This window comes from Paenibacillus daejeonensis DSM 15491 (assembly GCF_000378385.1).
GTDB lineage: Bacteria > Bacillota > Bacilli > Paenibacillales > Paenibacillaceae > Paenibacillus_D > Paenibacillus_D daejeonensis.
On sequence record NZ_KB899662.1, the window covers coordinates 108,571 to 121,991 of the forward strand.

15 protein-coding genes are annotated in these 13,421 nt (G+C 53.1%); 3 read left to right on the plus strand and 12 right to left on the minus strand.

The genetic code is table 11. From position 1 onward, the window contains the following. Positions 1–94: 94 nt before the first annotated feature. The 7 genes from F556_RS34025 to F556_RS37770 form a co-directional block, all read right to left on the minus strand. Positions 95–334, minus strand: a complete 240-nt coding sequence (locus F556_RS34025; protein ID WP_020617580.1) for an aspartyl-phosphate phosphatase Spo0E family protein — start codon at positions 332–334, stop codon at positions 95–97. Between the two features lie 72 nt (positions 335–406). Continuing rightward, positions 407–1,627, minus strand: coding sequence for an aminotransferase class I/II-fold pyridoxal phosphate-dependent enzyme (locus F556_RS0113930; protein ID WP_020617581.1), 1,221 nt, complete (start codon positions 1,625–1,627; stop codon positions 407–409). 17 nt (positions 1,628–1,644) lie between these two features. Then, complete coding sequence (locus F556_RS0113935) at positions 1,645–2,136, minus strand: Lrp/AsnC family transcriptional regulator (RefSeq protein ID WP_020617582.1); 492 nt, start codon at positions 2,134–2,136, stop codon at positions 1,645–1,647. Between the two features lie 135 nt (positions 2,137–2,271). Continuing rightward, on the minus strand, positions 2,272–3,240 hold the full coding sequence (locus F556_RS36290; protein WP_211222588.1) for a DUF4397 domain-containing protein: 969 nt from the start codon (positions 3,238–3,240) through the stop codon (positions 2,272–2,274). Between the two features lie 242 nt (positions 3,241–3,482). Beyond that, entirely contained in the window at positions 3,483–3,878 is a 396-nt protein-coding gene (locus tag F556_RS0113945; protein WP_020617584.1) for a spore coat protein, read from the minus strand. A gap of 44 nt (positions 3,879–3,922) precedes the next feature. Then, positions 3,923–4,147 carry a hypothetical protein gene (locus tag F556_RS0113950; protein WP_020617585.1) on the minus strand — a complete coding sequence of 75 codons (225 nt, stop codon included), beginning with the start codon at positions 4,145–4,147 and terminating at the stop codon, positions 3,923–3,925. A gap of 130 nt (positions 4,148–4,277) precedes the next feature. Continuing rightward, the gene (locus F556_RS37770) at positions 4,278–5,093 is read right to left on the minus strand and encodes a hypothetical protein (protein WP_157272759.1); all 816 of its coding nucleotides are present in this window, start codon (positions 5,091–5,093) and stop codon (positions 4,278–4,280) included. Between the two features lie 204 nt (positions 5,094–5,297). On the opposite strand from F556_RS37770, the gene F556_RS34035 reads away from it, so the two are divergent. Beyond that, positions 5,298–6,413: a CotH kinase family protein gene (locus tag F556_RS34035; RefSeq protein ID WP_051108717.1), complete on the plus strand. Its 1,116-nt coding sequence runs from the start codon at positions 5,298–5,300 to the stop codon at positions 6,411–6,413. On the opposite strand, the gene cysK is transcribed toward F556_RS34035, so the two are convergent. The 5 genes from cysK to F556_RS0113985 all read right to left on the minus strand — a co-directional run bounded on the left by cysK (position 6,389) and on the right by F556_RS0113985 (position 12,167). Further along, on the minus strand, positions 6,389–7,303 hold the full coding sequence (gene cysK / locus F556_RS0113965) for a cysteine synthase A (RefSeq protein WP_020617588.1): 915 nt from the start codon (positions 7,301–7,303) through the stop codon (positions 6,389–6,391). The genes F556_RS34035 and cysK overlap by 25 nt on opposite strands. Positions 7,304–7,335: 32 nt before the next feature. Further along, positions 7,336–8,637, minus strand: a complete 1,302-nt coding sequence (locus F556_RS0113970; RefSeq protein ID WP_020617589.1) for an MFS transporter — start codon at positions 8,635–8,637, stop codon at positions 7,336–7,338. A 65-nt stretch (positions 8,638–8,702) separates the two neighbouring features. Next, positions 8,703–9,254 (minus strand): hypothetical protein, encoded by a 552-nt coding sequence (locus tag F556_RS0113975; protein ID WP_020617590.1) that lies wholly within the window; start codon positions 9,252–9,254, stop codon positions 8,703–8,705. A 108-nt stretch (positions 9,255–9,362) separates the two neighbouring features. Then, positions 9,363–9,797, minus strand: coding sequence for a DUF350 domain-containing protein (locus tag F556_RS0113980; protein WP_020617591.1), 435 nt, complete (start codon positions 9,795–9,797; stop codon positions 9,363–9,365). A gap of 12 nt (positions 9,798–9,809) precedes the next feature. Continuing rightward, positions 9,810–12,167, minus strand: coding sequence for an endonuclease MutS2 (locus F556_RS0113985; RefSeq protein ID WP_026297290.1), 2,358 nt, complete (start codon positions 12,165–12,167; stop codon positions 9,810–9,812). A 158-nt stretch (positions 12,168–12,325) separates the two neighbouring features. Between F556_RS0113985 and F556_RS0113990 the strand changes: the two genes are divergently transcribed. Both F556_RS0113990 and F556_RS0113995 read left to right on the plus strand, forming a co-directional pair. Continuing rightward, positions 12,326–12,685 carry a phage holin family protein gene (locus tag F556_RS0113990; RefSeq protein WP_020617593.1) on the plus strand — a complete coding sequence of 120 codons (360 nt, stop codon included), beginning with the start codon at positions 12,326–12,328 and terminating at the stop codon, positions 12,683–12,685. Positions 12,686–12,867: 182 nt separating this feature from the next. Beyond that, complete coding sequence (locus tag F556_RS0113995) at positions 12,868–13,275, plus strand: cupredoxin domain-containing protein (RefSeq protein WP_020617594.1); 408 nt, start codon at positions 12,868–12,870, stop codon at positions 13,273–13,275. Positions 13,276–13,421 lie beyond the last annotated feature (146 nt).

Consider the following 13,421-nt stretch of genomic DNA (forward strand, 5'->3'; position numbering starts at 1 on the left):
GGAATCCAATTCCTTTCTTATCGGCTCTTATTCTTCTATCATATCAAAAAAGGATCCCTCTCGCGAGGAACCCTGCTCGGATGAACCCATCCATTCAGCTAGTCAGCTGACGGCGGCGTTTCATATATTCGTTAATCTTCTGATCCAGCCTGCGGCTTATTTCGATGACAATCTCAGCATTGAAGGACGCTTCCTGAAGATAGGTCTGTTCCATCTTGTCGCGCAGCTGCTGAATCTCGTCCTCCAGCTTCTGTATGGGAGATGGACAGGCACAGCTATTCGTGGCATGCCTCTTGCTGTCGCATTGCAATACTTCTTGTTCTGCGTAAGCCATGTCCATCCCTCCGACCTAATTAATTAATATATTGTTAAATTATATCAAATAAAGTCGGTCCTATACAACTCCTTATCCTTTTTTCAAACGATGGACAAAATCCCCAATTCGATCGAGCGCCTCGGTGATCTGCTGGACGGAAGTCGCATACGAACAACGGATAAAGCCTTCACCGCCCTTGCCGAATACATTGCCGGGAACTGCCGCAACCCTACCCTCGGTCAACAGCCGTTCCGCAAACGTCTCGGAGTCGAGACCTGTCGAGGCAATCGAAGGGAAAGCGTAGAATGCGCCCTTAGGCTCATGACAGTCTAGGCCGATTTCCCGGAAGCCATGAACGACCAGCCGTCGCCGCTGATTGTAAGACTCCACCATCCGATCCTTCTCTTCCATGCCGTTGGTCAACGCCTCCAGGGCGGCTACCTGGCCCATTACCGGCGCACACATGACCGTGTATTGATGAATCTTCAGCATCGCCGAAATCAAGTCGGAATGCCCGCATGCATACCCCATCCGCCAGCCCGTCATGGCAAAAGCCTTGGAGAAGCCGCTCACGAGGATTGTGCGGTCCTTCATGCCCGGCAGTGAGGCAAAGCTCACATGATTGCCATTATAGGAAAGCTCGGCATAAATCTCGTCAGAGATGACAATCAGATCATGCTCCTCGACGACCTTGGCAATAGGCAGCCAGTCCTCGTAGCTCATAATCGCGCCGGTTGGATTGCTAGGGTAACATAGAATGAGCAGCTTGGACTGGGGCGTAATGGATGCCCGCAGCGCCTCTGCCGTCAGTTTGAAATCATCCTTCGCAAATGTCTCGATCCCTACTGCTACGCCGCCGCTCAGCGCCGTAATCGGAGAATACGAGATATAGCAGGGCTCCGGGATGAGGATCTCATCTCCGGGCGTTATGAGTGCCCGCAGCGCCAAGTCAATCGCTTCACTGCCGCCTACCGTAACCAGAATTTCATTCTCCGGCTGGTATGTGGTGTCGAACCGATCATCCAGATAATGCGCGATTGCCTCGCGCAGCTCCGGGATCCCGGCATTGGAGGTGTATTGCGTGCGTCCAGTCTCAAGTGAATACACGCAAGCCTCCCGAACATGCCAAGGCGTTACAAAATCCGGTTCGCCGACCCCGAGTGTAATGACGTCGCGGTTGGCACTGACCAGATCGAAGAAACGACGGATGCCCGAGGGCTTGATCGCCTGCGCTTGCGGTGAGAGGTACTCCCGCATCGACGCCCTGCGGGGCTGGAGCTTCGTTTCATTGACTTCTTCATCTTTGATCATAATCAGCCAACCTGCCTTTACGGTGAGATCAACAGACGGTGATCATCCTCATGTTCTTCAAAGATGATTCCGTCCTGTTTATATTTTTTAAGAATGAAAAACGTCTTGGTCGACAATACGGCATCAATCGGCGATAGCTTGTTGGACACAAAAGAGGCCACTTCTTTCAGTGTTGGTCCTTCGATTTCTACCAGCAAATCATAGGCGCCCGACATCAAATAAACCGACTTGACCTCCGGGTAGAGATAGATGCGTTCCGCAATGCCTTCGAAACCCCGTCCACGCTCCGGTGTAATTTGCACCTCAATCAATGCTGTTACTTTCTCATCACTGACTTTACTCCAGTTGACCACAGTCGCGTACTTGACGATGACGTGATCCTTCTCCAGCTCTTCTATGGCCTGCTTGACGTCGGCTTCCGCCGCGTCCAGCATGGTTGCAATAATCGCTGGCGTGTGCCGCGCATCCTGCTTCAGTAGTTCCAATACGTTGAGCTTTAACTCTTCCATGACTGAATCCCTCCTGCACACCGTCTGAAATTCATAATGTATATATTACAACTATTCATTGCGCCAAACAAGGACGTGGAGCAGCTTTATTCCTCATAAATGAAATAACCGCCCGCATGGCGGACGGTTTGGGACTTACAAGTCTGTAAGCAGAAGCGCCTCAAGCGGCGGTTCGCCCTCGGTCAAGCCGAGGGCTACAACTGTCGTGACTGAATCCGCAGCCAACTCCCGCTCTGGCAAAGCCAGTATGATCTGTTCGGTACCGGAGACGAGCGACTGCAGATCTACCGTCCCTGGAGGAATTGTGGCATAGGCGGTAGATTGCCCGAATGCGACATTGCCGAACAAAATCGTTCCCGCCCCTGTGCGGACATCCACGGCCTCTGCAGCTGGCGATAAGTGGAACACACGCAGCCGGGCTTGCCCGGCAGTTGGAGCAGGATCGTCCAAGTAGGCATACAACTGCAGCTCGCTCGGAATGTTGCCCGCTGCCAGAGTGTAGGATTGGCCGGACTGAACGTTCAATGTGCGGGATAGAAGCGGCTCCCCCGTCTTCCCCGCAGGATAAACCTCAATCAGATAATTGCCGGCCTGTACGTTCAAATAAGGTACCACATCTTTATAAGACACGTCTGCCGCTGCCAGCTTCTGATTGAGGAAGACATCTACAGGAGGACCCGCAGGTGAAGCATGAACGATCCGCAATCTGCTGCTCATTGGCTCCATCCGGATGGGCAGCGAGCCGGATGGCCATTGAAGAGTGGAGTTACCCTGCAGACCAAATGGAGCAGGTTGACCATAAAAGCCTGCTGGACGTCCCCCATGAGCTGACGAAGCCTGCTGTCCGAAGCCGGGATAGGCTTGCGCGTTATATCCGCTGTCCGCTGCAGGTGCTCCGGGAGAGCCATAACCTGGAGAGGACAGTCCTGGATAGAGCGATCCTTGATAAGGCTGGCGGATACCCGGTGGTGGCGGTACAGAATTACTGGCAAGAGGCTGATTATAAATGGGGGCCTGAGCTCCATAAGACACCTGCTCACGATGCTGGTCACGCTCGTCCCATGCGGTACCTTGCAACTCGACTTGTTCTGCCAGCCGATCCATCCATTCTCGATGCAAACGGCCATAGTAGGCCGATTTTTCCAAAGACGAATACCTGTACCCGTCGCTTAACATGCCATATAGACTGGCTTTTTCCCAACATTGCCTGATCCTTTCCTGTGAGCTCATGTCTTTCCATTCCTCCCTTGGCAATCCTGCATTGTCACATAAATATGCCAGGGGAGTCCTACTTTAGAAGTTAAGCATCAAAGAAAAGCGGACTCTTCGGGAGTCCGCTCTCATACTTACATATAATATGGATTTTGCTGTGGCTGGGTCGGTGCCTGATGTGTCTGCTGAGGCATCACGTGCTGGACGAATTGACCACCGGTTTGTGTCGTTTGCTGCAGGAATTGCTCCGTTTTTTGCTTGGTTTGCTGATTTTGCTTCAACTGCTTGTCGATCTCCTGACGAAGCGCAGGGGAAGCGGTACTATACATATTGGCCTGCTGCATCGTCTGGTACAAATCGCCTTGCATCTTGAGCGTGCTGTTCAACAGATTGGTGAACAGGCTGCGGATGCTTGGGCATGATGATTCGGTAGCCGCCGTTGCGTACTCTCTGGTTACGCGCTTCAGATCGGAAAGTACGGTATACGCCATATCTTCTTGTGGCATCATTGTCTGATTGTGCTGGTACAAAGGAAGTCCCTCCTTATTTATGGTTGCCTCGCCAGGCTTCTGATTTATTGCTGCGGCTGCGTAGGTGCCATCTGCTGATGCTGCTGAAGCGCATGAAGCAGCGCATCATAATGTTGCTGATGCATATGCTGTAACTGCAAACATTGCTGACGGAGCGCCTCATTGCTTGCAGTAGCCGCTGTAACGGCACATTGCTTCATCAGAAGATCCTCGTTGGACATGGAGTCTACCAGATACTCCAGCTCCTTGGCTGTGATTGGTTGCATCATCGCTAATTTCCTCCTCTGTTCAGTCCATGGTAATGCTGGAAAGCCAACTATATTATGAACATTACACTTCAAAAATATGTAGGGGACCGCCTTGCGGAAGAAAAAACCGCAAGACGGTCCCAGACGCTTCTTATCTTTTGGCTGAACGACGCTTCAGGGGCCGTACGGCACGGCTGACCCCAGCCTTGCGGCTATAAGTCGTTACCGGACCGACTCCTGGTGTCCGGCCGATACCACCCGTCATTTGTCCGCCTACTCCCGTCGTTCTGTTTCTGCACGGGGCAGCGAATTCACCGCCGACCCGGCTGCCGCCGCTGCGGTGACCGCATGAACGGTGGCCGCCTGTCCGATGACCACCAGTGTGATGACCACCAGTCCGATGGCCGCCGGAGCGGTGTCCACGGCTTTGGCAGACAGGGCTGATTGCGCGAATCTGATGAATCGGGATTTGTGTCAATTGATTGTCGTCCACAATCAGCACTTGGTTAGGGCCCACTTCGCTGATGAAGCCTTTGACTTTATCCGCCCGTCCCAGATCAATCTTCACAAATTGCAGGCGCAATTCGCGAATGACGCCGTGGAAATTATGAGCACGGATGAATTTGACATGTCCAACACTCCGATGGCTGCAACGGAGCTCGGTTATGCTTCTCACTTGCCGTGCATTGACATACACAATATGATGGTGGCGTGTTTTGAGTACCAGATAATCGCCACAAATGGCTACCAGCCTGCCCACGAGACAATCGCCGCCTCCAAATCTGATCTCTACCTCGCTCCCAACAAATTGACCAGGATGCCGTCTCTCCTGCCCGCCGACGTGTGAGCCACAGCACTTGATTTTCATACTCGATCCCTCCAGATCCAGATTGTTGGCAGCTTGTATCCCCTGGATGCCTGTCCTCGCCTGGCCAAACGTACGTATCCACTCTACGCAAGCTGCCATAACCGTCTTAGGAACGTACGAGCCATACTCTATGTATATGAAACAGGATGGATAGAGGGAACGGGGTGTCCATCCAATTCTATTAAAAACAAACTTCGCTTCAGCCATTTACTAGAGTGACAACTATTGACCAAAGCGGAGGTGACCATAGTCAGTCGCCCGGAATAAGGTATAGCATTACGCTACGCCAGGGAGATGGTAAGCATGTCGACAGGAGGATTACCCGCCAGACGTCTGATGATTGCCACAGAAGAGCTGAAAAAACTCCAGGCCATGGATCCCTGGAGCACTGAATTTATTGAGGTATCGCTGGAGCTCGACAACCGGTGGATGCGGGGCAAGCTGCGACATCGCGGTGGGCATACAAGGACGTACCCCAAAAAATCGTATGAAATTCATCTGGAGGATGGATCCATTCGGCATTGGAATGCAGAATATGATGATCCTTCGATGATTCGAAATGCGCTTTCCTTTGAATTTTTTAACCGCATCGGGGTACTCGCGCCTAAGACCAAGCATTGCTGGATTGAATGGAACGGCCAGCCCATCGGCGTTTATTTAGAAATTGAATCGGTCGATCGCCATTTTTTCCGTAAACGCCGGGTCGCCTGCCGCTCCATCTTTTATGCGGTCAATGACAATGCCAATTTTGGTCTATCTGATCCCGAGACAGGCAAAAAAAAATCATCGTTGTGGGAAGGCTACGAGTTAATGCTGGGGACCCGTGCTTCGCAGCAGCGGCTTGTCGGCTTCATCCGTGGCCTGCATCGGCTGTCAGGCGGCGCATTGCGCAAGCATCTGACCGAACGGCTGGATATCCCGATCTATCTGCGCTGGCTGGCTGGCGCTGTACTGACAGGAAATTATGATGGATTTGAGCAAAACTACACCTTGTATGAGGGAAGCTCGCGAAGTATTTACCGAATGATGCCGTGGGATTATGAAGGCACTTGGGGACGGAATTGTTATGGGAGGCCATGTGAAACCGATCTGGTACGCATCCAGGGGTACAATCATCTCACCCGCAAGCTGCTGGCTATCCCGACTTACCGGAAGCAGTATCGTCAAATCTTGAAAAAATTGCTGGAGAGTGATTTCACTGAACAAGCGCTGATGCCAGTGGTAGAGGCGATGCATCATAGCATCGCCACGGCCATCACAATGGACGCCACTCGCAAATGGGACTACGGTGTATTCTCCGCTGAACCGGAGTTTATCCGCGCATACATTCGCGAGCGTCGTCTGATTGTGCAAGAGGAGCTGGAACGCTGGAGCGTAAGCGGAGTTAAAAAAACTCAAAAAATCCCCATACTCAAGTAACGCTCCCCCGTGTCGGGAGCAATACACAGTACGCGCTTGCCGGAACCCAGGCGGCTGGCTAGCTGAATCGCAGTCCAGACGGCAGCACCAGACGAGGGGCCGAGCAGCAGCCCTTCCTTGCGTGCCAGGTCCCGCATCGTGGTAAGAGCATCCTCGTCGGATACTTGTACGATTTCATCATAGACTGAGGTGTTCAGAATGGCCGGAACAAAGCCGGGACTCGTGCCTACCAGCTTGTGGGGACCCGGCTTGCCACCCGAGAGCACCGGTGATCCCTGCGGCTCTACAACAGCAATATGCAGATCGGGAATAGAAGCCTTCAACACCTCGCCGGTTCCTGTTACCGTGCCTCCCGTCCCCGCAGTCGCTACAAAGGCATCAAGACGGCCTTCGGTCTGACGGAGAATCTCCGGTGCAGTTGTCACCCGGTGAATATCCGGGTTTGCCTGGTTTTCAAATTGATTGGGAATAAAACTGCCGGGATGCTCGTGCTGCAGCTCCAGCGCCTTGCGAATCGCGCCCGGCATCCGTTCTGCAGCAGGCGACAGCTCAACGGTCGCGCCATACGCCTGAAGCAGACGGATCCGTTCCTGTGTCATATTATCAGGCATGACCAGGATCAGTTTGTAGCCCTTGGCTGCAGCATTCATCGCCAAGCCGATTCCTGTATTGCCGCTGGTAGGCTCGATGATAACAGAGCCCGGCTGCAATAGTCCTCGCTTCTCCGCTTCCGCAATCAGTGCATAGGCCGCACGGTCTTTGACACTGCCACTGGGATTGAACCGCTCCAGCTTAACCAATACCTCTGCATAATCCTCCGGCACCAAGCGGCTCAGCCGAATGACCGGCGTCTCGCCGATGAGTTCCGTAATATTTTGAACGATTCGCATGATGTCCCGTTCCTCTCTCTCCATGTTAAACCTTAAGCAAGCTGCCGCCGCAAATAACTGCGAATGCAGAACCATCCTACGACCGGCATCACGCCGACGCCGAGCAGCAGCCAGATGAAGGCCTGCGGCTGACTGGTTCGCGATACCAGGATCAGATAGGCAGCCAAGCCAAGTAATCTCCCCAAAACCAATCCCAGCTCCCGCAGTACGATATATTCCTCACGATGACTTGCTGCCTCCGCCGTAGCGCCAATCCGGTCGAATACAGAGGATGTCATCGGGATGGAATACAACGGCAAGAACAGGGCCGTACCGATGCCGAACACCAGCAGCGTGGTATAATCCAGACGCCACAGCAGCGGCACAATGACCAGCGTTAACATAATGACACCTATCAGCATCGCGGTACTGCGTCTTCTCATTGTCAGTAGACGACCCACCAGCAAGAAGGCAACCAGTCCAACAAGCGATGTCCAAAGTGAAAAGCTGCCAAGCATCCGTTCATCCCTGCTGACCAGATAGACAAGCAGGCCAATCAAGAACATAAAGACCCCTTCTCTTACTCCCTGAGCCATCAGCGATAGAAACACGGCGCGCCACCCCGGATCAGAACCACCAATCTGACGGAAGCCGTAGAGCCAGCTGTATTTGCCTTCCGTTTTGCGTTTTTTCAACCAGAAGCTAAGGATTGCGGCAACACCAAAAATGGTCAGTGAAATCGTGAAAATGATCCGGTAGCCCGCTCCACCCGCATAAGCTACAATCAGCATCCCTGAAATCCATGGCGCGAAGATGCCTGCTCCCGAACCGAGCAAGCCGGCCCAGCCGTTGAACTTATCCCGATTATCCGGTTCGGTGATCTCGAAATACACAATGTTGTAGGCAAGCCAAAAAAAGCCGGATGCCAAGCCGCTCAAAGCCCCGAGCAAGGCAATATAGCGTACCGCTGCAGCACCCAGCAGCAAAATGGAACAATAAAAGATGCCCGAAAGGACAATGCCCAGACGCAAGCTGTTCATCTTGTTCCGTTCTTTGACCCACTTGCCTGCAAGCCAAAACGTCAGTCCCGATACAGCATATTGAAACAAAGTGAACCAGCCGATTAGCATAAAGGACTGGCTCGTCTTCCAGAGATAGACGGGCACGAACGTGCCGGAAAGCGCCGTGGCTGCAGCATACATTCCCTGTACGGTTAATAGCAGGATGGCCTGCCCGTCCAAGGCGCCTTGATGTCTTCCGGACGTTCTCGCAGCATCGTCTGACTGACTCGCTGACTTGGTGCTTCGAATCCAGTCATACAATCTGGAAGCAATGGTGGTCTTCCCTTGCTCCATCAAGCATTCCCTCCTCTTTCTCGGTACCTTAGCTAAGGTACCCAAAAGCAGGAGGGGTCATGCTGCTAATCTCGGTCTGCGGCTTCGCTCAGCTGCCGGATCAGCAGCTCACGATTAGCAATCGCTACGCGATGCTGCACCTGAAAACAAGTCGGACAGACATATTCCACAGCTACATATGGCCTTGGCAGCAGAGCCAGATCAGAACCGGGAACAGTTGCAGGCTCATAGCCCTCGCTCGCTTGCACCGTCTGTCTGCCGGTCTCCAGCATGTATTCACGGCAAGACGAACATTCCGGTACTTCCTCCTGCTTCTCCAGCAACCGCTCCACAGTAGCCTGGTATGCTAGCAGCGTGCGGTTTGTCCGGCGGAATCCTGTATCCTCTGATGAAGATGAACCATCTTCCTCTTGCAGCATTTCTTCATCATGGAGCTCATCCGATACCAGACCGTCATCCAGCGACAGCTCGTCGTCCGCCTCTTCCTCGCCACCTAGTTGAATCGTACGATAGCCTTTCAGTTCATTCTCACAGTGCGGACAGTATTCCTCGGGTCCCAATTCCTCGTCCCACGTAATTTCCGTGTGACACCACGGACACACAACGGCTTCTTCCATATTCAAAATAGCCTCCTCGCTACGCTAAATAGATCACACCAAGCGCGATAAATACCATGGCCGCGCACAGCAATATTCCCCATAGATATTTCATGATGCCACTCCTTTTTACTGCATCCCTGAAGCCAGTACAGACGCTCCGATAATATAGGAGAGGGAGACCGAAATTAACATCGCAATCAGGCCTACGGCCCGGTTGTCTTTCTTGATCTCCTCATCAATTCGGAACACCGGTGTCAGGAACTCAAACAAAAAATATCCTGCAAGCAGAATAGCAAACCCGAAGCCTGCCCAGATCATGCTCTGGTACACTGTCTCATTGGCTTCAATCGAAAATCGAAATACGTTGCATATCCCGAAAATCTTGCCTCCGGTTGCCATCGCTACAGCGAGATTGCCTTCCTTGATTTCCTTCCAGCAGTTGTAGCGGGCTACAATTTCAAAAAGGAACAGGCACACAATCAACGCTACTACAGCGACCGACACATCGGCCAGCGATGCAATGTAGGGATTGTTCAACAGCCAATCAACCTCCTCCAGCATGCCCTTCCCTCCCTATTTGAGTTCTGCAACGGTGACCCCGTTCCCGCCTTCACCATAGTTCCCGAGTCGGTAGCTCTTCACATGACGGTGTTTGCGTAAATAATCGGAAATGCCGGTTCGCAGCACACCGGTTCCCTTGCCGTGGATAATATAGATTTGACCTATATTGGCCAAGAAAGCTTCATCCATGAATCGATCTACCTCAATCAGCGCTTCATCCAAATTAGCCCCCCGCAGGTCCAGCTCGGAACGAACCTGGTCATCACGTGTACGTTTCAGAGTTGCTGCTTGCTGCGGTTGCTGGGTTTTGGACTGTTTGCGGTGAACAAGCTCCAAATCGTCCAGGCTGACCTTCATCTTCATAATGCCGAGTTGAACCAATGCTTCCTTACCGCTCATCTCGACCACATGGCCTTTTTGATTGAAGCTGTGAACAACCACTTCATCCCCGGCCTCGATCTTCTGTGGTGCAGGAATACTGGCCGGACGTTTGCGGGCTTGCTGCTTCGGCGCAGCTTCGTCCAGCTTGCGTTTTGCCTCAATCAGTTTGTGCTCCTTGACCGAAGCTCCTTCGGCCATCGCCAGCTTGCGAAGATCAGCAATGATCTCCTCGGCTTCGCGAGTCGCTTTGGCTACGGCTTGACGGCCTTCCTCGCCTGCTTTCTCCAACAGCTTCTCCCGCTGCTCGTCAAAGCGCCGCTGCTGCTCCTCCAGCTTGGAACGCTGGGCTTCGATTTCCCTGCGCAGCTGCTCGGCGGCCTTGCGGTCGCGCTCTGCCTGGATACGATCAGCTTCCAGCGAAGCGATCATGTGCTCGACTCTCATGTCTTCGTCACTGACCTCGCCGCGCGCGTGATCGATAATGTCCTTGGACAGGCCAAGCCGCTCAGCGATGGCAAAGGCGTTGCTTCGACCTGGTACCCCAACAAGCAGCCTGTAGGTCGGACTAAGCGTCTGAACATCAAACTCCATGCTGGCATTAATAACGCCTGCCCGATTATAGGCATACGCTTTGAGCTCGCTATAATGCGTCGTAGCAACCATCCGGCAGCCGGTGCGGTGAATATGCTCCAGCATAGCGACAGCCAGCGCAGAGCCCTCGGCAGGGTCTGTACCGGCGCCCAGCTCATCGAGCAGAACAAGACTCTTGGGCGTCATGGAGGTCAGAATACGGATAATGTTGGTCAGATGGCTAGAGAAGGTACTGAGGCTCTGCTCAATGCTCTGCTCATCTCCAATATCGGCATAAATGGCATCAAACACACAGAGCTGGCTGCCATCTTCGGCCGGAACAAACAAGCCGGACATCGCCATCAGACTCAGCAGGCCAATCGTCTTAAGCGATACCGTCTTACCGCCGGTGTTGGGACCCGTCACGATGATCGTTGTGTAATTATTGCCCAATTCCACGTCCAGCGGCACAACGGCTTCCGGGGCGATTAGCGGATGTCTGCCGCGCTTGATCTTCAGGAAGCCCCGGTCATTCATCCGTGGCAGGGTGCCTTTGAGCTCATGCCCCAGTCTGGCCTTGGCAAAAGCAAAATCCAGTTGACCCAACAAATCAAGATCGACAAGCAGCTCGTCCTCATACTCTGCTACCTTGCTAGTCAGGATCTGGAGGATCTTCTCGATCTCCCGCTGCTCTCCGGCCCGCAGCTCACGAAGCTTGTTGTTCATCGTCACCATCGCTTCCGGCTCAATGAACAGCGTCGCACCAGAACCTGACTGATCATGGACAATGCCGCCGAAGTGAGAGCGGTACTCCTGCTTCACAGGTATGACATAACGGTCGTTGCGCTGAGTAATAATCGCATCCTGCAGCATTTTCTGGACCGAGCTCGAACGAATCATTTGCTCCAGCTTCTCGCGGATCCGTCCTTCGCCTTGACGTAGCTCACGGCGGATCGCAGCCAATGCCGCGCTTGCGCTGTCCATTACTTCGGCATGCTCATTGATACAGTCCATAATCTCGTCCTCCAGCGACTTGGATTCGGAGATTTGGCCAGCAAGAGCAGCCAGGAGCGGAATTGCGTCATCCTCATGCAGCTGAATGACATGACGTTTGACGCGGCGCGCGCCGCGCACGGTTGTGGCGATATCCAGCAGCTCCGCGCTGTTGAGCATCCCTCCAATGCGGGCCCGGTGCAGCGAGGCCGCAATATTGACCACGCCGCCGAACGGGGCGCTGCCCTTCAGCCGGTCAGCCTTATAGGCTTCATCCGTTGCCTGGAGCCGCTGTTTCACTTCTTCCAGCTCTGTTGCTGGACGCAGCGCTTCCACTCTTTCTTGTCCGAGAGAAGTAGCTGCGTGCTGCAGCAATCTATTTATAATTTTGGGATATTCTAATGTAGCCAAAATTTTATTGTCCAACCCCGATACAACCCCTTTCCGTCTTCTATTATAGCCGATGATACCAGCCGATGCCATGACCCAATGATTCCGATAGCATGGAGCGCATGGTTCTTCCGCGAATGGGGAAAACTGAGGGAGCAACCGCTATACACCACGAATAAGGAGGACTGTCACCTATGCGTTTTCTCGGACATGTGATCCGTTTCATCGTAGCCGCTCTCGTCCTGATGGTCGTCGGCTGGATCGTACCGGGCTTCAGCATCGGCGGGTTCTGGAGCGCCTTGCTGCTTGCGCTCGTTATCGCCGCGCTCGGTTGGATCATAGAAGGCATTTTCGGCAAGCGTGTCAATCCTTTTGGCCGGGGAATCGTCGGATTCCTCGTCAGCGCGCTTGTCATCTGGCTCGCTCAGTTTATCGTCGGCAACTTTGAAGTCACGATCCTCGGCGCCATCCTGGCTGCCTTGCTGATCGGCATCATCGACCTGTTCATTCCGGTTTCCACACCGTATGATGCAGGCCGCAGCCGTCGCAGCTGACGCTCGCCCCCCACACGCCTCTGCTCCCGAAGGAGCAGGGGTTGTTTTTTGGCCAAGAAGTGACATCGTGTGTAAAGTTCATGATTTGTTCATATTACCTTCATCAGTTTGACACCGACATTGACGAATTTGTAAACTATAATAGAACTGTTAGTACAACCTATATGGAGGGGAATCCACGTATGAAAAAACAATTATCGGTAGCTGTAACTGCGTTTGCACTGGCCATCATGCTGGCTGCTTGTGGCGGAGGCAACGGTGCAGACACCAACAATACACCAGCCAACACACCGGCTAATTCTGAAACAGGTGCCAGCAACGACGCTGCTGCTCAAGAAGTGGTCATTGAAGCCACCAACTGGGAATTCGACCAGTCGGAATACCGCGTGAAACAAGGCGAGCCTGTCAACATTACGCTGAAAAGTACGCAAGGCAACCATGGCATCTCGATCAACAATACTGATGTCAAACTGAAAAAAGACGAGTCCATGAACTACACGTTCGACGCTCCGGGCGAGTATCAAATCGTCTGCAACATCCCTTGCGGCACCGGCCATACCAAAATGGTCAGCACACTGATCGTAGAATAGTATAGATTCAGGCTACCAGCCGTAGAGTAAGAACCCTCCATTGCGAGGGTTCTTTTTTGATGGCTTGGCAGCTATAGGCAGTCGGCTGGGAGTCGAGTGCCCATCCACCCTATGCCAGCTTAGCCAGAACCTTTGCGGGGGCCCCG

What these genes read in the sequence shown, in the direction of transcription:
- F556_RS36290 (WP_211222588.1), bottom strand. Translation starts at nt 3,240, where the DNA reads ATGGATCGGCTGGCAGAACAAGTCGAGTTGCAAGGTACCGCATGGGAC.
- F556_RS0113980 (WP_020617591.1), bottom strand. Translation starts at nt 9,797, where the DNA reads ATGCTGGAGGAGGTTGATTGGCTGTTGAACAATCCCTACATTGCATCG.
- F556_RS0113935 (WP_020617582.1), bottom strand. Translation starts at nt 2,136, where the DNA reads ATGGAAGAGTTAAAGCTCAACGTATTGGAACTACTGAAGCAGGATGCG.
- F556_RS0113990 (WP_020617593.1), top strand. Translation starts at nt 12,326, where the DNA reads ATGCGTTTTCTCGGACATGTGATCCGTTTCATCGTAGCCGCTCTCGTC.
- F556_RS34025 (WP_020617580.1), bottom strand. Translation starts at nt 334, where the DNA reads ATGGCTTACGCAGAACAAGAAGTATTGCAATGCGACAGCAAGAGGCAT.
- F556_RS37770 (WP_157272759.1), bottom strand. Translation starts at nt 5,093, where the DNA reads ATGGCAGCTTGCGTAGAGTGGATACGTACGTTTGGCCAGGCGAGGACA.
- F556_RS0113975 (WP_020617590.1), bottom strand. Translation starts at nt 9,254, where the DNA reads ATGGAAGAAGCCGTTGTGTGTCCGTGGTGTCACACGGAAATTACGTGG.
- F556_RS0113995 (WP_020617594.1), top strand. Translation starts at nt 12,868, where the DNA reads ATGAAAAAACAATTATCGGTAGCTGTAACTGCGTTTGCACTGGCCATC.
- cysK (WP_020617588.1), bottom strand. Translation starts at nt 7,303, where the DNA reads ATGCGAATCGTTCAAAATATTACGGAACTCATCGGCGAGACGCCGGTC.
- F556_RS0113950 (WP_020617585.1), bottom strand. Translation starts at nt 4,147, where the DNA reads ATGATGCAACCAATCACAGCCAAGGAGCTGGAGTATCTGGTAGACTCC.
- F556_RS34035 (WP_051108717.1), top strand. Translation starts at nt 5,298, where the DNA reads ATGTCGACAGGAGGATTACCCGCCAGACGTCTGATGATTGCCACAGAA.
- F556_RS0113970 (WP_020617589.1), bottom strand. Translation starts at nt 8,637, where the DNA reads ATGGAGCAAGGGAAGACCACCATTGCTTCCAGATTGTATGACTGGATT.
- F556_RS0113930 (WP_020617581.1), bottom strand. Translation starts at nt 1,627, where the DNA reads ATGATCAAAGATGAAGAAGTCAATGAAACGAAGCTCCAGCCCCGCAGG.